Source organism: Erwinia persicina (assembly GCF_014838825.1).
GTDB lineage: Bacteria > Pseudomonadota > Gammaproteobacteria > Enterobacterales > Enterobacteriaceae > Erwinia > Erwinia persicina_A.
Window position 1 is genome coordinate 439,816 of the sequence record NZ_JACYMO010000002.1, and the last position, 18,628, is coordinate 458,443.

At 55.3% G+C, this 18,628-nt stretch carries 19 protein-coding genes; 5 read left to right on the top strand and 14 right to left on the bottom strand.

All coding sequences use genetic code 11. From position 1 onward, the window contains the following. Positions 1-4 precede the first annotated feature (4 nt). From IFU29_RS08100 to IFU29_RS08140, 9 genes are all read right to left on the bottom strand, one after another. On the bottom strand, positions 5-994 hold the full coding sequence (locus IFU29_RS08100) for a DUF979 domain-containing protein (protein WP_191933462.1): 990 nt from the start codon (positions 992-994) through the stop codon (positions 5-7). Continuing rightward, positions 994-1,722, bottom strand: a complete 729-nt coding sequence (locus IFU29_RS08105; protein WP_191933463.1) for a DUF969 domain-containing protein — start codon at positions 1,720-1,722, stop codon at positions 994-996. Before IFU29_RS08105 ends, IFU29_RS08100 begins: the two co-directional genes overlap by 1 nt. A gap of 66 nt (positions 1,723-1,788) precedes the next feature. Then, positions 1,789-2,526 carry a 5-oxoprolinase subunit PxpA gene (pxpA, locus tag IFU29_RS08110; protein ID WP_191933464.1) on the bottom strand — a complete coding sequence of 246 codons (738 nt, stop codon included), beginning with the start codon at positions 2,524-2,526 and terminating at the stop codon, positions 1,789-1,791. Continuing rightward, positions 2,516-3,448, bottom strand: coding sequence for a 5-oxoprolinase subunit PxpC (gene pxpC, locus IFU29_RS08115; protein ID WP_191933465.1), 933 nt, complete (start codon positions 3,446-3,448; stop codon positions 2,516-2,518). Before pxpC ends, pxpA begins: the two co-directional genes overlap by 11 nt. Further along, positions 3,442-4,098, bottom strand: a complete 657-nt coding sequence (gene pxpB, locus IFU29_RS08120) for a 5-oxoprolinase subunit PxpB (protein ID WP_191933466.1) — start codon at positions 4,096-4,098, stop codon at positions 3,442-3,444. The genes pxpC and pxpB overlap by 7 nt, the downstream gene beginning before the upstream one ends. 179 nt (positions 4,099-4,277) lie before the next feature. Beyond that, complete coding sequence (locus tag IFU29_RS08125) at positions 4,278-5,021, bottom strand: type 2 GTP cyclohydrolase I (RefSeq protein ID WP_191933467.1); 744 nt, start codon at positions 5,019-5,021, stop codon at positions 4,278-4,280. Between the two features lie 2 nt (positions 5,022-5,023). Continuing rightward, the gene (gene phrB, locus IFU29_RS08130; RefSeq protein WP_191933468.1) at positions 5,024-6,457 is read right to left on the bottom strand and encodes a deoxyribodipyrimidine photo-lyase; all 1,434 of its coding nucleotides are present in this window, start codon (positions 6,455-6,457) and stop codon (positions 5,024-5,026) included. A 14-nt stretch (positions 6,458-6,471) separates the two neighbouring features. Beyond that, a complete protein-coding gene (locus IFU29_RS08135; RefSeq protein WP_191933469.1) occupies positions 6,472-7,431 on the bottom strand; it encodes a DUF523 and DUF1722 domain-containing protein in 960 nt (319 codons plus the stop codon). A gap of 122 nt (positions 7,432-7,553) precedes the next feature. Then, positions 7,554-7,760: a YbfA family protein gene (locus IFU29_RS08140; protein WP_191933470.1), complete on the bottom strand. Its 207-nt coding sequence runs from the start codon at positions 7,758-7,760 to the stop codon at positions 7,554-7,556. Positions 7,761-8,047: 287 nt separating this feature from the next. Here IFU29_RS08140 and kdpE point away from each other — a divergent pair, with 287 nt between their 5' ends. Then, positions 8,048-8,731 carry a two-component system response regulator KdpE gene (gene kdpE, locus IFU29_RS08145; RefSeq protein ID WP_191933471.1) on the top strand — a complete coding sequence of 228 codons (684 nt, stop codon included), beginning with the start codon at positions 8,048-8,050 and terminating at the stop codon, positions 8,729-8,731. A 45-nt stretch (positions 8,732-8,776) separates the two neighbouring features. On the opposite strand, the gene pgm is transcribed toward kdpE, so the two are convergent. Continuing rightward, positions 8,777-10,417: a phosphoglucomutase (alpha-D-glucose-1,6-bisphosphate-dependent) gene (pgm, locus tag IFU29_RS08150; protein WP_191933472.1), complete on the bottom strand. Its 1,641-nt coding sequence runs from the start codon at positions 10,415-10,417 to the stop codon at positions 8,777-8,779. Between the two features lie 24 nt (positions 10,418-10,441). Then, a complete protein-coding gene (gene seqA / locus IFU29_RS08155) occupies positions 10,442-10,984 on the bottom strand; it encodes a replication initiation negative regulator SeqA (RefSeq protein WP_191933473.1) in 543 nt (180 codons plus the stop codon). A gap of 262 nt (positions 10,985-11,246) precedes the next feature. Between seqA and ybfF the strand changes: the two genes are divergently transcribed. The 4 genes from ybfF (at position 11,247) to fur (ending at position 13,981) form a co-directional block, all read left to right on the top strand. After that, positions 11,247-12,011 carry an esterase gene (gene ybfF, locus IFU29_RS08160; RefSeq protein ID WP_191933474.1) on the top strand — a complete coding sequence of 255 codons (765 nt, stop codon included), beginning with the start codon at positions 11,247-11,249 and terminating at the stop codon, positions 12,009-12,011. A 179-nt stretch (positions 12,012-12,190) separates the two neighbouring features. Continuing rightward, a complete protein-coding gene (ybfE, locus tag IFU29_RS08165) occupies positions 12,191-12,472 on the top strand; it encodes a LexA regulated protein (RefSeq protein WP_191933475.1) in 282 nt (93 codons plus the stop codon). A 141-nt stretch (positions 12,473-12,613) separates the two neighbouring features. Continuing rightward, the gene (gene fldA, locus IFU29_RS08170; RefSeq protein WP_191933476.1) at positions 12,614-13,144 is read left to right on the top strand and encodes a flavodoxin FldA; all 531 of its coding nucleotides are present in this window, start codon (positions 12,614-12,616) and stop codon (positions 13,142-13,144) included. A 393-nt stretch (positions 13,145-13,537) separates the two neighbouring features. Beyond that, positions 13,538-13,981, top strand: a complete 444-nt coding sequence (gene fur / locus IFU29_RS08175; protein ID WP_062748415.1) for a ferric iron uptake transcriptional regulator — start codon at positions 13,538-13,540, stop codon at positions 13,979-13,981. 57 nt (positions 13,982-14,038) lie between these two features. On the opposite strand, the gene IFU29_RS08180 is transcribed toward fur, so the two are convergent. The 3 genes from IFU29_RS08180 to chiP are packed head-to-tail and all read right to left on the bottom strand — an operon-like array spanning position 14,039 to position 18,465. Next, positions 14,039-16,693: a family 20 glycosylhydrolase gene (locus tag IFU29_RS08180; protein ID WP_191933477.1), complete on the bottom strand. Its 2,655-nt coding sequence runs from the start codon at positions 16,691-16,693 to the stop codon at positions 14,039-14,041. Positions 16,694-16,714: 21 nt separating this feature from the next. After that, positions 16,715-17,038: a ChiQ/YbfN family lipoprotein gene (gene chiQ / locus IFU29_RS08185; protein ID WP_191933478.1), complete on the bottom strand. Its 324-nt coding sequence runs from the start codon at positions 17,036-17,038 to the stop codon at positions 16,715-16,717. 23 nt (positions 17,039-17,061) lie between these two features. Next, the gene (gene chiP / locus IFU29_RS08190) at positions 17,062-18,465 is read right to left on the bottom strand and encodes a chitoporin ChiP (RefSeq protein WP_191933479.1); all 1,404 of its coding nucleotides are present in this window, start codon (positions 18,463-18,465) and stop codon (positions 17,062-17,064) included. Between the last annotated feature and the right edge of the window lie 163 nt (positions 18,466-18,628).

Below are 18,628 nucleotides of genomic sequence, written 5' to 3' on the forward strand. Positions count from 1 at the left end.
TCCCTCACAAAAACATCAGGAAATACAAAAGGAATATATTGGCAATCAACAGTAGCACACCGGTCGGGATCTGCGCTTTGATCACCGCATTGCGGTCCGGCAGTTCCAGCAGTCTGGCAGGCACGATGTTGAAATTTGCCGCCATCGGCGTCATCAGCGTGCCGCAGTAACCGCAGAACATGCCGATCGCCGCCATCACCGCCGGATTACCGTGGTGCTGTAAGACCAGAATAGGGATGCCGATCCCGGCCGTCACAATCGGGAAGGCCGCAAACGCATTGCCCATTACCATGGTCAGCAGCGCCATACCGCCGGCGTAGAGCACCACGGCAATGAAGCGATTGTCCACTGCCAGATACGTTTCAGTCAGGTGCGAAATCGCCGTCCCCACGCCCGCACTGGTAAACAGCAGACCCAGCGTCGCCAGGATCTGCGGCAAAATAAATGCCCAGCCAATCGAGTCAAGCAGGCGGCGTGCCTCCTGCAGGGACTGCGCCGGAGATTCGCGCGTGATCTTCAGCGCCAGCAGCCAGGCCAGCAGACAGCCCACCGTCATAGAAAACAGCGTGATCAGCGTGGCATGATTGCCCGCCCCGAACATCGCCTGGCGGAGCGTTGGAATATTGTTGAAAATCAACACGCCAATCACTGTCACTACCGGAATAACCAGGGCGGGCATAAACAGACGATTTCCCAGACGTTCCGCTCTTTCTGTGCGCTGCTCCGGGGTTCGCTGCGAGTAACTTCCCAGCTTCACGCCACCAAAACCGGCAATTAACGCCATCACTACCACGCCCACGCCGATACCAATGTGCAGCGTACGTGCGCTCACCAGTTCGGTCGTCCATTCACCAATAAAGAACACCAGGCCATACAATGCCCAGAACAGGCCAGTCGTCAGGCGACGCGGGTTGCTTTTGTCACGCCACGACAGCAGCGCCACCCCTGACAGAATGGTTCCCGCCAGCCAGTACAGATAATTTTGCTCAAACATTAGCGCCCTCCCTTCTGTTGCAGCGCACTGGCATTGAGCCTGCTCAGTTCATTCGCCAGTGTTTTATCCAGACGGTGCAGCCGCACGGCATGAATTAAAAATGCGCACAGCGCGGTGGGAATACCCCAGAGAGCAATATGCAGCGGTTCGGTGTGGATGCCTGCTGATTCCTGCATAAAGTTATGCATAAAGATAATTGCGCCAAAGGCGACGAAAATATCTTCGCCAAAAAACAGCCCGACGTTATCGGTCGCGGCCGCCATAGCACGCAGACGATAGCGCACTGCCGGAGGCAGTTCGCCATAACGACTTTCCGCCGCACCTTCGGCCATAGGTGCCAGTAGCGGGCGAACCATCTGCGGATGTCCGCCCAGGCTCGTCAGCCCCAGCGCGGCGGTGATCTCACGCGCCAGCAGATAGACGATCATCAGTCGGCCAGCAGTCGCACTGCGAATGCGGGCGATCCATGCCTGAGCGCGCTCTTTCAATCCGTTGCGCTCCAGCAGGCCAATGATGGCCAGAGGCAGTAGCAGGATAAACGGCAGATTACGCGTGTTGAGAAACCCGGAGCCGAGCTTCTCCAGAATATCCGCCACGGGCATCTGGGCCGTCAGCCCGGTGATTAACCCGGCAACGACCACCACAATGACCGGGTTAAACCGGAGTAAAAACCCGACCACGATGGCGGCGATCCCCGCGAGGGGCCAGAGATTAACGACAGCGTCCATAAAGACTCCTTAAAACAGAAAAAAACGCCCCAACATCGTGTCGGGGCGTCATCACAGAGAGCCGCGTTAGCGGCAGGTAACAGCGATATGCCGCTGGCTGAATGCCTCGCGCAGCTGACGGGCAAAATCAAGGGCATGGGCACCATCGCCGTGCAGGCATACCGTATCGGCCCGGACCTTCACCCATTCACCGCTCAGGCTCTGCACCTGGCCCTGCTGGATCATTGTCAGCGTCTGGCTAATCGCCTGCCGATCGCTGTCCACCAGCGCACCGGGCTGACCACGCGGTATCAGTGAACCATCAGGCTGATAACCCCGATCGGCAAAGACCTCCTGACGGGTGATCAGTCCATAATGTTCACCGGCACGGATCAGTTCGCTGTTCGCCAGTCCGACCAACACCAGCGCCGGATCGACCGCTTTAACGGCTTGGGCAATGGCGTGCGCCAGCGGAGCATCAACCGCAGCCTGGTTATACAACATGCCGTGTGGTTTGACGTGAGCCAGCCTGCCGCCTTCGCTTTCGGTCAGCACTTTTAGCGCACCGACCTGATAAACCACCTGCGCATACACCGTTTCCGGCGGCAGCTGCATCGCCGTACGGCCAAAGTTTTCACGGTCCGGGAAGCTGGGATGCGCCCCAATTGCCACACCATACTCCAGCGCCCAGCGTACGGACTGCAACATGGTCTGCGCATCCCCGGCGTGGAAACCACAGGCGATGTTCGCCGATGAAACCAGCTGTAATAGCGCCAGATCGCTGCCTGCACCTTCACCAAGATCGGCATTAAGATCAACTTTCATTCGCTAACCCCCAGGCCATATGATCCAGTGAACGCTGCTGCTCTCGCTTAGCCAGCAACGCCTCTTCCAGCGTACAGTGAACAAAGTGAACCGGCTCACCAAGGCGCAGCTGAGCCAGATGATAGAGATCGGCTTCGATCACGCAGGCGATACGAGGATAACCCCCGGTCGTTTGTGCATCCGCCATCAGCACAATAGGCTGACCATTTGGTGGAACCTGCACCACACCGGGCAGCAAGCCGTGTGACAGCAGATCGCGGGAGGTCTCACGCAGCAGCTTTCGCCCCTGCAAACGATAGCCCATGCGGTTACTCTGCGGATTCAGCCGCCAGGCGGTACGCCAGAAGGCTTCCTGGCTCTCTTCACTGAACTCGTGGTATTCCGGCCCAGGCAGCGCACGCACGCGATTTCCCCACAGCAGCTGACGGACACCCGCTGGCTGCAGGAACTGCCGGGACGGTTGCCCCAGCGTCAGCTGATCGCCGTCAGCCAGACTGCGTCCGGCAAAACCCCCAAACCCGGCTTTAAGATCGGTACTGTCAGAACCCAGTCGGTCGTCAATAACATATCCGCCATCAACCGCCAGGTAGCTGCGCATGCCACGCTGTGGCAGGCCTAACGTCAGGCGCTGCCCCGCTTTCACCGCTGTCCGCCACCCCGTCCAGACGGGTTTTCCATCCAGTTCAGCGTGACAGCCTGCTCCCGTCAGGGCCAGCCAGCCATCGCGCCTGAATTCCGCACAAAACTGCCCCAGGGTGATCTCCAATACCGCGCTGTCAGGGGCGTTGCCCACCAGCATATTGGCGGTCTGCATCGCAGGATGATCCAGCACACCACTGAGGCTGATGCCGTATTTCCGCCAGCCCACCCGGCCACCGTCCTGAATGCTGGTGCTCATCCCGGCACGAATAATGGTTAACATATCCCCTCCTTCTGCGGCACAAAGCGCACGCGATCGCCTGGGCGCAACAGCACCGGGGGATGCGTATCCGGGGTAAACAACGCGGTCGGTGTATGGCCTATCAGCTGCCAGCCGCCCGGCGCGGCCAGCGGATAAACGCCAGTCTGGCTGCCGCCAATACCCACCGATCCTGCTGGGACCTGCACGCGGGGTTCAGCACGGCGCGGTGTATGCAATCGCTCATCCAGTCCGCCGAGATAAGGGAAACCCGGCTGAAAACCGATAAAATAGACTACGTAATCCACCGACGCATGGCAGGCCACCACCTGGGACGGGCTCAGTCCGCTGTGATGCGCTACCTCGTCGAGGTCGGGACCGGCCTGGCCGCCATACACAACCGGAATATCTATCCGTCGTGATTCCAGCGACAGAGACTCACTGGTTTCCCACCACTGCTGCAGCCATTCAATCGCATCCAGTGCGGTCTGCTGCGGGTCGCGCAGCATCACGGTGATATTATTCATCCCCGGCACCACCTCAATCACTTCAGGGCGATCCTGTAATCGTTGGGTCAGTCCCCAGATGCGTTGCTGGCTGGCGAGTGATACCGGCGGTTCAAGCTCCAGTACCACAGCCCGATCGCCTAACAGGTAACAACGTGCTCGTTGCAAAAGGCGTCTCCTCAAAGCCGAAAAGGGGCAATAACCTCTCTGTCCGCGGCAGAAATATCACTGCCAGCAGGATACAAGTCGGGTTAATTGCAAATATGACAGACAGTTATGCGGAATTGTTATAACGGAGTCAACCTTCAGCGCACGGATTTCACCGTGCGCTGACAGGCTGGAGGGAGTCAGACGGGGTTATTGATATCGATAAAGGTCACGTCCAGGCCATGCTCACGGGCCAGCCATTCGCCCAGCGCTCTGATCCCGTCACGCTCGGTGGCGTGATGGCCTGCGGCGAAGAAATGCAGGCCCTGCTCGCGTGCGCTGTGAATGGTCTGCTCGGACGCCTCGCCACTGATAAAAGCATCAACGCCAAATGCAGCAGCCTGATCGATATACCCCTGGCCGCCACCGCTGCACCAGGCCACGCGTCGGATCAGGGCGGGGGCATTGTCGCCACAGTGCAGCGGCTCACGTCCCAGCGCCGTGCCGATCCGTTGAGCAAAGGCTTCACCGCTAACAGGCTCTGCCAGTTCGCCCCACGGCAGCAGCAGCGCAATCTCGCCTTTCACCTCAATGCCGAACAGCTTCGCCAGCTGGGCGTTGTTACCGATCTCCGGGTGCCCGTCCAGCGGAAGGTGCCAGCCAAACAGGTTGATATCATTGGCCAGCAGCGTTTTCAGACGCTGGCGTTTCATCCCTTTAATCGCCGGGGCTTCGCTTTTCCAGAAATAGCCGTGGTGAACCAGTACGGCATCCGCCTGTAAACGCACGGCTTCATCGAGCAGTGCCTGGCAGGCGGTCACACCGGTAATCACTTTTTTAATCTCGCTACGGCCTTCAACCTGCAGGCCGTTAGGCGCATAGTCTTTAAAGTCCGCCGTGTTCAGCAGCTGGTTAACCCGCTGTTCGAGTTCAGTATTCAGCATAATCAGTCCGTCTTTTTTCGTGCTGCCTCAAAGGCAGCCAGGGTTTGCAGGCGTGCCTGTTTATGTTCCACGATCGGCGCAGGATAATCGAGACTTTGATGATTTTTCTTTGCCCAGTCGTGCGGCTGATGAATGTATTTTTCCGGCACATCGCGCAGCTCAGGCAGCCAGTGACGAATAAACGCCCCGCTTTTGTCAAAGCGTTCCCCCTGAGTGGTGGGGTTAAAAATGCGGAAATAGGGAGCGGCATCCGTACCGGTAGACGCGGCCCACTGCCAGCCGCCGTTATTCGCGGCCAGATCGCCGTCCAGCAGCTGTGACATAAAGTAACGCTCACCCTCACGCCAGTCGATCAGCAGATCCTTCACCAGAAAACTGGCGGTGATCATGCGCAAGCGGTTATGCATCCAGCCCAGCGTGTTCAGCTGTCGCATGGCGGCATCAACTATCGGATAGCCCGTTTTACCCTGCTGCCATGCCTGGAACCCCTGCGGATCGTTACGCCATTTCACGTCTTTCGTCCATTGGGTAAAGGGTTGATGACGGCATAGCGCCGGATAAGCCACCAGCAGATGACGGTAGAATTCGCGCCAGATCAACTCATTCAGCCAGACGAAAACCTGCGTATCCTCCAGCCCCCGGGGATGCTGCCTCAGCAGACGGTGCAGACACTGACGCGGAGACAGCACTCCGGTCGCCAGGCAGACCGACAGACGACTGGTACCGTCCAGCGCGGGCAGATCGCGCTGCTCAGAATAAAGTGTGACCGGCAGCTGGCAGAACTCACGCAGGCGGGCAATCGCCGCTTTCTCTCCCACCGGGAACAGGCCGGAATCGAATGCCTCACTGGGATAATCAAATCGCTGCTGGCTGCTCTCTTCGACCTCAATTGCCCCGCTGCTTCTGACGCCTGGCGCAGGCAGGCACTCCGGCAGCCCCTCCTTCAGGCGTTTCACAAACGCCTTGCTGAACGGGGTAAACACTTTGTACATCTCGCGGCTGCCGGTCAGCACGCTGCCCGGTGGCAGCAGCAGGCTGTCGTCAAACCCCTGAACCACAATGTCGTCGTTAAACAGGGTGCGTTCCACCTCAGCGTCGCGCTGGCGTTCGTTCACTTCGTACTGATAGTTGTAAAACAGGCGGTCGACCTGATGTTCCTGGCAAAAAGCCTGCAGCAGGGACACCGAGGCACTGAAATCATCGCACTCCACCCGGTATAATGGGATGCCTTTTTGCGCCAGCGAAGCCTGCACATCCAGCAGGCTTTGCCAGATATACTCCGCCTGCTTCGGGGCCATATTGTGCGACGCCCACTGAGCGGGCGTAGCGATAAACAGGGCAATGACGCGCGCATTCTGTGAGCGGCAGGCGGCATGGAGCGCGTGGTTGTCGTGAATACGCAGATCATTGCGTAGCCAGACCAGATGAGTTGTCATAGTGCTCCCTGAGATTAGTGTCCGTACCGCAGGCGCAGCGCTTCCGGGTAAGGCGAGAAATAGCGCTGCCCGGCCAGCCACGGATGCGGGAATTCCGCCATGTAGTGCTTCAGTAAGGTGATGGGGGCCAGTAAAGGCTGAATGCCCTGGCGGTAATGGTCGATCAACCCGGCCAGCTCCTGACGCTGCGGGGATGTCAGCTCACGACGGAAATAGCCCTGAACGTGCATCAGGACATTGGTATGGTTGCTGCGGGAGGCGACGTGCTTCATCAGGTCCATCAGCCGCTGGCGGTATTCCAGGGCAAACGCTTCCAGTGAGTCCCACTGATCCATCTTCGCCACAAAGGGGCCGATTTCACGGTAGTCAGGCTGAGAGTGCGCCAGCAGCAGCAGCTTGTAACGCGTATGGAAGGCCATAAGTTTGGCACGGGTCAGCCCACTGGCCCACAGCTGGTTAAATTCATGCAGGGCATAAACGCGCGCGACGAAGTTTTCACGCAGTAGCGGATCGTGCAGGCGTCCGTCTTCTTCTACCGGCAGCCACGGCATCTGTTCCATCAGCTCACGGGTAAACACGCCAGTACCGGCTTTACGATTGTTATTATTGTCGGGCTGATAAATACGCACCCGCTCCATACCGCAGCTTGGCGATTTAGCGCAGACGATATAACCACAGAGATGATGCAGGCGGCTGACTTTTTCCTGAGACCAGGCAGCCATCTTTTCGGTCACCGGTGCCTCGAGACCGTTACTGAAGCAGAGGGAAACATCGTTCTCCCCCGGTCCTTCCGTCAGGCGTAAAGCTGGCCGTGGCGTAGGCAGGCCAATACCCATTTCAGGGCAGGCTGCTTCATAACGCAGAAAGGGCGCCAGTTGTTCAGCCGCAAACTCATTGCGCTTATGGCCGCCGTCAAAACGGACTTTTTCACCTAGCAGACAGGCACTGATACCAACCGGAATTTTATCGCCCATAATTATACAACCTCAAATATCTTGTACAGATTTGAGTGTAGCGTAAACACCGGGCAACAGGCAAAAAAAATCCCGCCTGACGGCGGGATTAAACAGCTTTTGAGGCGTAGCCCTCAATACGATCAGTAAAAATCACAGCCAGCTGCTTCAGCCCGTGCCAGCCAGACGGGCTGATCGCTGGTTTTTGCCCAGACCCGGTGCAGATAGCTGTAGAAACGGGCCCGATCGTTACGGAACAGCATAACGGGCAGCGCAGCGATGCCGATTAACAGCACAGCAGTACGACGCATGAAAATCCGAGTAGATGAATAGTTATGATAAAGACTCATACGTCCTCCTGAAATGAATAAAAGTGGCTGTGTGTAATCTGAACAAAATAATACTCCCTGCGATGTAATTTTACTACTGATCAGACCACTTTTGACGAAAAAAAAACCACCCTCCGTACGAAAAATGAAAGAAGGTTACAGTTTGGTTAAATTTTCACAGGGAACCGATCCTTTTATTAACAACATGAGAGAATTCCCGCTAATCACGGACGCCCTGCTGACTTTTTGCTAAATTAGCAGCTGTTATAATAACGATTGTCCCCACTCTGGTTAGCTGCTGAGGTTTTGTGTCCACCATCCTGATTGTTGAAGATGAAAAAGAGATCCGCCGCTTTCTGCGCGTGGCACTGGAGGGAGAAGGCTTTCGCGTTGTCGATGCCGACACCCTGAGCCGTGGTTTAATTGAAGCCGCCACGCGCAAACCGGAGCTGGTGATACTTGATCTCGGCCTGCCGGACGGCGATGGCACCCGCTTTATTCGTGAAGTACGGCAGTGGAGCAGTATGCCGGTGATCGTGCTGTCGGCGCGCAGTGATGAGCAGGATAAAATCAGCGCCCTTGACGCCGGTGCGGATGACTTTCTCAGTAAACCATTCGGCGTGGGTGAGCTGCTGGCCAGGGTTCGCGTGGCGATGCGTCACCGACCACAGCAGGGAAATGATGGCCCTGCGGCAGAAGTGAACTTTGGCAACATCAGGGTGGACATCGCCGCCCGCCGGGTGATGCGTGAAGGCGCGGATCTGCACCTGACCCCGATTGAATTTCGCCTGCTGGTCAGCCTGATCAACCATCCGGGAAAAGTGATGACCCAGCGCCAGTTGCTGACCCAGGTCTGGGGGCCGAATGCGGTAGAGCACAGCCATTATCTGCGCATTTATATGGGGCATTTGCGACAGAAGCTGGAGTCTGACCCCGCCCGCCCGCAGCATTTGCTGACCGAAACCGGCGTGGGCTACCGTTTTATGCCATAAAAAAAGGGCTCACCTGGGAGCCCTTTTTATACACTACCTGAGCAATCAGGCGTTTTTCAGCACGGCGCTGACAATCTCAACGGCTTCTTTCTCAATCTTCTCGCGGTGTTCAGCACCGAGGAAGCTTTCGCAGTAGATTTTGTAAGCGTCTTCCGTACCGGAAGGACGGGCTGCAAACCAGCCATTTTTGGTCATCACTTTCAGACCACCAATGGAGGCCCCGTTCCCCGGAGCTGCCGTCAGACGCGCGGTGATAGGATCGCCCGCCAGGGTATCAGCACTGACCATTTCCGGAGACAACTTAGACAGCGCGGCTTTCTGAGCCGACGTGGCCGGTGCCTGGATGCGGTTGTAGCTTGGGGCACCAAAACGCTGCGCCAGTTCATCATAGTGCTGCTGCGGATTCTTACCGGTAACCGCTGTAATTTCGGCTGCCAGCAGGCACATGATGATGCCGTCTTTATCGGTCGACCACGGCGTGCCGTCGAAGCGCAGGAAGGATGCCCCTGCGCTCTCTTCGCCACCGAAACCAAAGCTGCCATCAAACAGACCGTCGACAAACCACTTAAAGCCCACCGGCACTTCCACCAGTTTACGGCCCAAATCGTCAACCACACGGTCAATCATCGCGCTGGACACCAGGGTTTTACCCACGGCAACGTCCTTGCCCCACTGTGGACGATGCTGGAACAGGTACTGTATAGCAACCGCCAGATAGTGGTTTGGGTTCATCAGGCCCGCAGGCGTAACGATACCGTGACGGTCGTAATCAGGATCGTTGGCAAAAGCCAGATCGAACCTGTCACGCAGGGCCAGCAGGCCCGCCATCGCCGACTCAGACGAACAGTCCATACGGATCACACCGTCGTGGTCGAGGTGCATAAAGCGGAAAGTCTGGTCGACGGCATCGTTAACGATGGTCAGATCCAGCTTGTAGAATTCCGCAATACGCTGCCAGTAGGCAATACCAGAGCCGCCCAGCGGATCAACACCAATTTTCAGGCCTGCTTTCTGGATTGCCGGGATGTCCACGATCAGCGCCAGACCTTCGATGTAAGGTTGGATCAGATCCTGTTCCGTCAGGTGACCGCTGGCCCAAGCCTGATCCAGCGAGATGCGTTTCACCTCTTTCAGGCCTTCTTTAATCAGCGCATTAGCGCGATCTTCCACCACCTTCGTGACGTTGGTGTCGGCAGGCCCTCCGTTTGGCGGGTTGTATTTAATGCCGCCATCTTCCGGTGGATTGTGTGAAGGGGTGATCACAATACCATCCGCCTGCGCACCACCGATTTTATTGTGTTCGAGGATCGCATGGGAAATAGCAGGCGTTGGCGTGTAGCCGTTATCCTGCTGTACGATCACATCCACACCGTTGGCGGCCAGCACTTCCAGTACCGAGATGATGGCCGGCTCAGACAACGCGTGGGTATCTTTACCTACGTAGCAGGGACCGGTGATACCGTTCTTTTTACGCTCTTCGGCGATCGCCTGCGCGATAGCCAGAATGTGGGTCTCATTGAAGCTGTGACGGCCCGCGCTACCGCGATGGCCGGAAGTGCCAAATTTCACCGCATGTTCTGCGTTACCCAATTCAGGCTGCAGGACATAATACTGAGATGTTAATTGTGCAACGTTAATCAAATCGCTCTGCCGGGCTGGTTGTCCGGCACGGGGGTGATTGGCCATTGGCGCTTCTCCCTGACGCTTCAGTTAGAGGGTACCGCAAACTTTCTCTGTCAGTTCCACCGGGAACTGCATCGACAGCATGATATGTTCCACCATGCTGCGCTTACGGTCAGTATTTGTGTTGGTTATCACCCAGTACGGCGTGCCCGGAACGTGCTGCGGCTTCGTATGGGTGCCATTCTCGACCAAGGTTTGCTGGTTACCCGCAAAGTAAACGCGGGTACGCCCCTGCAGCGACTCAGTCGCTGCACCAAACGCTTTGGCATCCAGACTGTATAAAGTTGACAGGATCAACATGAAACGATTTACCGCCCGCTTCTGCTCGGCATACTCGTCCGAAAGCAACAGCTCACGCACCGCACGAACGCGATCCTGCGGCCGGGACTCTGTTTTAATGCCACCCGCAACGGGGTCTTTCGCTATCGCAGAGGCGGACACCGCTGACGTCGTCTGACCGGCGGTGAATTTCAGCATCCGGCGCAAAATATCTGATGCACTTTCACCAATATGCTGAGTGTGGCTGGCAATATAGCGGTATAGCTCTTCGTCGACTTCGATCGTTTTCATCTTTATCCAGTACGGTTAGTGCTTGTATCAGAACCCGGTTCCTCAGGGACGCACGATCTCGTCACCGTCGCGGTGTTTAACCTGGCCAGTTCTAACATCAGGATTATAAAGTTAAATCCTGCCGGGGTGTAGCGCCATGCCCTTTTCAGGGCAAAAGTCGGAATATGCCGCAAAAAGATCATCTCCGTCATTCGCACCAGCGGCAGAAATTGTGGGATCCATGATACCCTAAGCCCTCGTGCCAACTGTAAGAACTTTCGCTATGAATTTGAATTTCCGCCTGCAATCTGAACAATCTGCGACTGACGGACTGCCGCTGGTGCTGATCCACGGCCTGTTCGGCAGCCTGGACAACCTGGGCGTACTGGCCCGGGGATTAAAAGACGATCGCCGTCTGATTCAACTCGATGTACGCAATCACGGCTTGTCTTCGCGTGCGCCAGAGATGGATTATCCCCTGATGGCACAGGACATTCTGGATACGCTTGACGGCTTGCAGGTCGATCGCTTCAGTGTGATCGGGCATTCAATGGGCGGGAAGATCGCGATGGCGCTGACCGCACTGGCTCCCGACCGGGTAGAGAGCATCGTGGTGATTGATATTGCTCCAGTGGCGTACACCACCCGCCACCATGATGACATTTTTACTGCCCTGAACGCCGTGACAGACGCGGCTATCACTTCACGCAGCGAGGCAGCGGCGCTGATGCGGCATTCCATTAACGAAGAGGGCGTTATCCAGTTCCTGCTCAAATCGTTTCATGATGGCGAATGGCGCTTTAATGTTCCCGTGCTGCTGGCCTGTTATGACCGTATTATTAGCTGGCAGTCTCTGCCCGCATGGCCGCATCCGGTGCTGTTTATTCGCGGAGACCGCTCACCGTATCTGGCCGATGAATATCGTGATGCCCTGCTGTCCCAGTTCCCGCAGGCCCGTGCTCACGTGATAACCGGTGCCGGGCATTGGGTACACGCCGAGAAGCCTGAGGCCGTTTTACGCGCCATCCGTCGTTTTTTTGCGTTGTAGGAACCAGATAACGAATGCCATCAATGCACCAGTAGGGTGAAGAATGACGGGGATAAATGATTGTCGTCACCTCTTTCGCTGGGGTATGATGGCGCGCTAAAATTTTGCCGTTGCTGCTCCTTCAGACGGCATAACGGACCAATTCATCAGTCATCCAGCCTTTCAGTACGACGATTCCTATGGCAAAAGAGAACACGGACCGCACAACGATCGATCTGTTCGCAGATGAACGTCGTCCGGGACGACCCAAGACTAACCCGCTGACGCGTGATGAGCAGCTGCGTATCAACAAACGCAATCAGCTCAAGCGTGATAAAGTGCGCGGCCTGAAACGCGTTGAGCTGAAAATGAACAGCGATGCGGTGGATGTCCTGAACCAGCTGGCCTTCGAGCGTAATATGAGCCGGAGCGAGCTGATTGAAGAGATGCTGCTGGCACAGCTGCAACGCCATCAGCTCTGATGCCATCCGGGCCTGAGCACTCAGCGACAAAACCAGCAGTATTACTCATTTATCCGCTTACGGCGGTCTGTTATCATTAACGATATCTGCTAAAAAATCAGCAGTCACCATATCATTAAGATTCAAGAGGTTATTAAACTCATGGCACTCGTCGGCATTTTCTTTGGTAGCGATACAGGCAATACCGAAAACATTGCAAAAATGATCCAGAAGCAACTGGGGAAAGATGTTGCAGAAGTTCGTGATATTGCTAAAAGCAGCAAAGAAGACCTTGAAGCCTTTGATATTCTGCTGCTGGGCATCCCAACCTGGTACTACGGTGAAGCCCAGTGTGACTGGGATGACTTCTTCCCAACGCTGGAAGAGATCGACTTCAACGGTAAACTGGTTGCTCTGTTTGGCTGTGGCGATCAGGAAGATTACTCCGAGTACTTCTGCGATGCGATGGGCACTATCCGTGACATCATTGAGCCTAACGGTGCTGTCATTGTTGGCCACTGGCCGAGCGAAGGCTATCACTTCGAAGCGTCTAAAGGCATGGCAGATGACAACCACTTCCTTGGCCTGGCCATTGATGAAGACCGTCAGCCTGAACTCACCAACGAACGTGTTGAGCAGTGGGTAAAACAAATTTCTGATGAACTTCAGCTGCAAGACATTATCGAAGCATAGCCATAACAGCTTGATGTGGGAGGTATCTCACATCAAGTGAGTGGTTTTTCCTATAGAAGTAATAGATACATGTTTGTAACTTTCACCTGCAAAACTGTACAATAACCCCATCGGTTACCCGCTTTCTCAGCGCAAGCCCCATTATTGAGGACGTGAGTCGCCCCTGGGCGATGAGATGAGGCAGATCGAGATGTTAACCCAGCATAATTCGGGCGCGCGCTTCCCTGGATGTAACGACATTTATCCTTACATCCCTTGCGGTTTCAGGCTTCCCTTTTGGTTTTCATTTCGGATTATCAGTTCTATACTGAAACGCACTCATTTTTAGCGCCGACCGATGTTCAGGGCTTTTCAGCCACTAAGTGACTCGCAAAGTAACAGGACAATATCCGCATGACTGACAATAACACCGCATTAAAGAAGGCCGGCCTGAAAGTCACGCTTCCCCGACTGAAAATTCTGGAAGTGCTTCAGGAACCAGAGGGCCATCACGTCAGTGCGGAAGACTTGTACAAACGCCTGATTGATATGGGCGAAGAAATTGGTCTGGCCACGGTTTACCGTGTACTGAACCAGTTCGATGACGCGGGGATCGTTACCCGCCACAACTTTGAAGGCGGTAAATCCGTTTTCGAACTGACCCAGCAGCACCATCACGATCACCTGATCTGCCTGGACTGCGGTAAAGTCATTGAGTTTAGAGACGAATATATTGAGGAGCGTCAGCGTGAAATCGCTACGCGTCACGGCATTAAACTGAGCAACCACAGCCTGTATCTTTATGGCCACTGTTCGCTGGGTGACTGCCGTGAAGACGAGACTCTGCACGACAAGTAATCTGATCAACTGAATGCAAAAACCGATGGCTATGCCATCGGTTTTTTTATGCCTGCGTTACAGTGTGTCCTGACGGCTGACACGCTTTCCGTCCGCGCTGACAGCACGGATCATGATGCCGCCACTGACTTCAGGCGGGGTCTGACTGTCGTAACGCTGCCACTGCTGACCTTCATCACGGCTGAACTCGATCGTTACGCCAGGAAAAGCCGTATTCGCCAGCAGTTTCCCCCCGACAATACGTGCCCCTGGCACCGGTAATCGGTAACCCACGTCGTATCTGTCCAGTTTTGCCAGCTCACGCTGGCCGAGAATATTGGCGAATCGCTGCCAGTCCTGACGCAACGCCTGCTGGTCAACCCAGTGCGTTTTCCCTCCCTGATACGTTTTACCCGCCTGATAATCCTGTTCCCAGGCCGCGCGGTGCCATGCCCGCTCAGCGGCGGAGAACAGACGGGGATAGATCATATATTCCATATCCTCATCGGTACGTACCGTCTCACTCCACAGCTGTGCCGACATGCCCGCCGCTCCCGGCCAGGGTTTGTCGGACATGGCAGTGAAGAACTGACCGTCGCGGTCAACGGAGGTTTCCGCATTCTGCGGCAAATTGTCCGGCGCAAAGCTGAACATTTTGCGCTCGTCATTAAACCGGGTCCCCCAGTAGTAGCCGCGCTCCAGAGGATTCACCTCATAGGGAAAATCCATATAGAGGTAATCAGGGTTAGAAACAATCACCTGATAGCCCTTATTTGCCCAGTCATTGATGGTGTCGAACCCGCCCCAGTAAAGCGTATCCCAGAAATTCACCGCCACTTCCGGTGTGGCAAACGCTCGCGCATTCTGTGCGTCTTTCAAACCATCCTGCCAGGCCTGCATTCTGTTGATACCGTGTGCCTTGACCAACTCGCTGACTTTCAGTGCAAAGTAGCTGGGCAGATGTCCCAAATCGCTGACCTTGCCCGAAGCAACCATCGTCTGGCAGGCCTGCGATTTCGCCCACGGCTGATCCTCACGGCTTAAATCAAGCTGTCCTTTGCCCGCTTCGGGGTGCCTGATATCCGTATAGCCGACGCCAAGACGAATATTTTTCGCCTCATCGCCGCCAAAATGCCAGCTGCGCAGTGGTTGTCCGGCATCACGGTGCATCTGCTGGATTTCAGCGATGACCTTATCGGCAAAGCGTAAAGAGGAATCCAGGCAGGGGTTCAAATAGCTGGTGCGATCATAAAGCTGAACGGAAGTGGTATTGGAATTATCGCCAGGATCGACCAGCCGGTACTCTGATGCCCGTTCCTGTTGCCCTGCTTTCATCAGGTGCTGATAGCGCGCTTCCATGGCAATCACGGCGGCCCGCGCATGCGCAGGCATATCCACCTCCGGCAGCACCTGAATGCCGCGCGCCTGCGCGAATTTGACGATATCAATATAGTCCTGGCGGCTGAAGTAGCCACTGCCGTTGTTGTCATTGAACGGTCCGGAACCCAGCTGCGGTAGCAGGCAGTGCTGTTCCTGAAGATCGTGACAGCGCTGGCTGCCTACCGCCGTCAGTTCCGGCAGCCCCGGGATTTCTATCCGCCAGCCTTCGTCGTCTGTCAGATGAAAGTGGAAGACATTCATTTTCCAGGCTGACATCTGCTCCAGCATCTTCAGGATCGCTGTTTTACTGTGAAAATTGCGTCCCACATCAAGGAAGACGCCACGGTAGGCAAAACGTGGTGCATCATCAGCCTGCAACGTGGCGATGCGGTTGCTGCCGTCCGCCGGCAGCAGTGACAGGATTGACTGCAGACCATAGAAAACGCCCTGATCATCATAGCCTGTCACCGCGGCACCCTCTTTGGCGATGGTCAGCCGATAGGCACCCGGGATGGCAGGGATATCTTTCACTGCAGCAGGATCAATACGGGTCGCTATCGGGTAGCCCGCCGCATTCAGAGTCACACCGAGTGAAGAGAAGCGCTGTTTTATTGCCTCTGCCCGGTCTGCTGGCAGCGAGGCCAGGTCGAGGCTGACGCCGCGGCTGAGATCCGCGTCTGCATCTGTCACTTTAACGGTCAGCGGAGTGGGAACGATTTGACCACGCAACTCGTCGGGGGCCAGGCGTTTGATATCGCTGTTTTTCTCGTAACGGCTGTCGGCCTGCATCAGGATATTCCTGTCGTCAGGCGTGCGCTTCCACCTATCGCCAAAGGGGGCAACAAAGCGGGAAAGGTCTTCGGTATCTGTCGCCTCAATAATTTTTGGTTTGGCATCCCCGGAGGTCACATACCAGCGCGGCATGACATCGGTCATAAACAGCTGCCAGTACTCGTTGACGACAGGGATAGTGACAGAAGCCCCGGCGGCAATCCCCGCAAACTTTTCAGTCGGCTCCAGTCGGGTCAGATCTCCGACAATATGGACCATACGAAACTGGTCGCTTTCAACGGCCAGGGTTTTATGGACATTGCTCATGTAGATTGCCCAGTCTTTACGGGTGATGGCCGGTCCGTGATTCGTTAAGGTAATGGTCGCACGGTTGCAGGCCGCCCAGTCGGCGCCGAGCGCGGCACAGTCCACGCCGTGGAGTGCCGCATGGTTATCGGTCACCTGATAACGCACACCAAACTGACTGATCTGATTCACCAGCTTCTGGCTGGCGGGGACGGCGCTGCTGCCTAAAACGGCCATCAAAGCCATTGCTAACAGGCTGATTTTTCTCGGATTCATCGTTATATCCTTCCTTGTCGGCTATTGATTCGCGTGCTTAATTTCCTGCCACAGCTGACCACAACGGTCACTGACGCCCTCACCGCCCCCCATTTTTTCCGCATCCAGACAGCGTTGATAGTCGAGCACACGCACTGTTTCCCGACGGGCAAATACACGGTGCTGCTGCTGCAGCTGCAGCGTGTCGAGCAGCGGCTGGCAGGCCTTCACCTTTTGTCCCTCTCCGTTGGACTGCTGAATACAGGATTTCCAGGCCTGCCGCCCGGATGACTCCGTGCTATCCTTTACCAGCCCGCAGCCGCCGAGCAGCAGCGCGAAGCACAGTGTGATTCCTTGTTTCATCATCTGCTCCTTACAGATCTGCACAATCAAAACAGGGTAAAAGGCGCGATAACAATAAACTTAACGTCCTTTTCATCCTGGAAGATATTGTTATAGCCGCCGCCGTAGCTGGGGATCGAACTGTGATTGTCATAGCGGGTGAAGTGCAGCTTAAAGAGCGTCCCTTCCGCCACGCCGCTCTGAATCGTATAAAGCAAATCAAGGTTCCACGCGGACTCTTTCAGACGCCTGTGCGGGTCGTTCGCCGGGTGGCTGGCGGGCTTCGCCCCCCAGCCAAAGGCATAGGATGTTCCAATGCCCCATCCAGGTAACTCCCAGCGGGCAAGATCGTACATCACGCCGGCAAACAGGGCTTTTTCACCATTGGCATTCCAGTCAGAGCGGGCATCCCACCAGACGTCAAGACGACCGTTGGAAGAGGCGTAGCCCGGCGTCATGCGCTGTAAAAAATACCCCTGGTTGCCCGCAGCTTTTACCCAGGTCCCCTCCAGACGTAAATCAACGGGCCCCGCGGTATATCCCAGCGTCAGCGCCTGAAGCCAGGCCAGTCCGTCATAAACATCATTGACGTTACCAGCCCCCCCTTTTTCTTTGTCCCTGGCCCCATAAAATTGCCAGCTGGTGCGCAGGTCGTTTCCCTGCAGCGGAAAAGCATAGGAACCTTTGAAAAAATATTGATCCATATAACCGGCCGCCTGGCCAAAGGCACCTTCAATAACGGCTTTATCCGTCAATTCATATTTCATGCCGACTGAATGCAGATAAGATATTCCCGTTATGCCATCTGCCTTACGGAAGTTATACATATGTTCATACCAGGGCGCTTTATAACGATTACTCCACATATATGAAAATGATAACGCCCCTGCATCTCCCCATTCCTTGCGAATGCCACTTTCAGCGCCAAGATAAGTTCCGGGTAAAAAACTCCAGTGCGGTGCCATCAGAGTTTGTCCGGTGGGCTGTAAATATCCCGCTTTTAGCCAGATATCATCATAATTAACTTTTACTGCGGCTTTATAAAGGCTGGTTCCGTTTCGATCGCCACTCCAGTGCTCATCCCAGCGGGTTTTTGCATCACTGAAGCCGATTTCATTGGGTGCAGCAGGGCCACTGTTTGCCATATCGAGAGCACCAAACACGGCCAGATCAAACCCAATCACTTCAGCCGCGTATCCTGACGAAAAATCGAGGCTGCCGTTAAACGTTGAGTGATGTAAATTCTGTTGATAATGCCCGTATTTATCGCTGCCCGGCGTCAGGTCTTTACGGTCGCGCTGTCGCTGCCAGTAATAAACACTGCCTTTCAGTGAAGAATCAGCAATAAATCCGTGGGCCATTAATGGCATTGGATAAAAAAAAGCGGGTAAGAACAGGCTTAGCGATAGCGTCACGCATAGTCTGTTCTGCACAGAGGTAATATGAGGCATAGAATAATCCCTATTCTTTTTAGACGAAAAGCGACCTTCTTAAAGGAATGAATTAATCTTCGCTCTACGCCACTTGTGCATTCATATTATTTTTCGCGTCGCGAATTATCAATTAAAAATAAGACAGAATGATGAAAACATGATCGCCACCACAAACTCACGG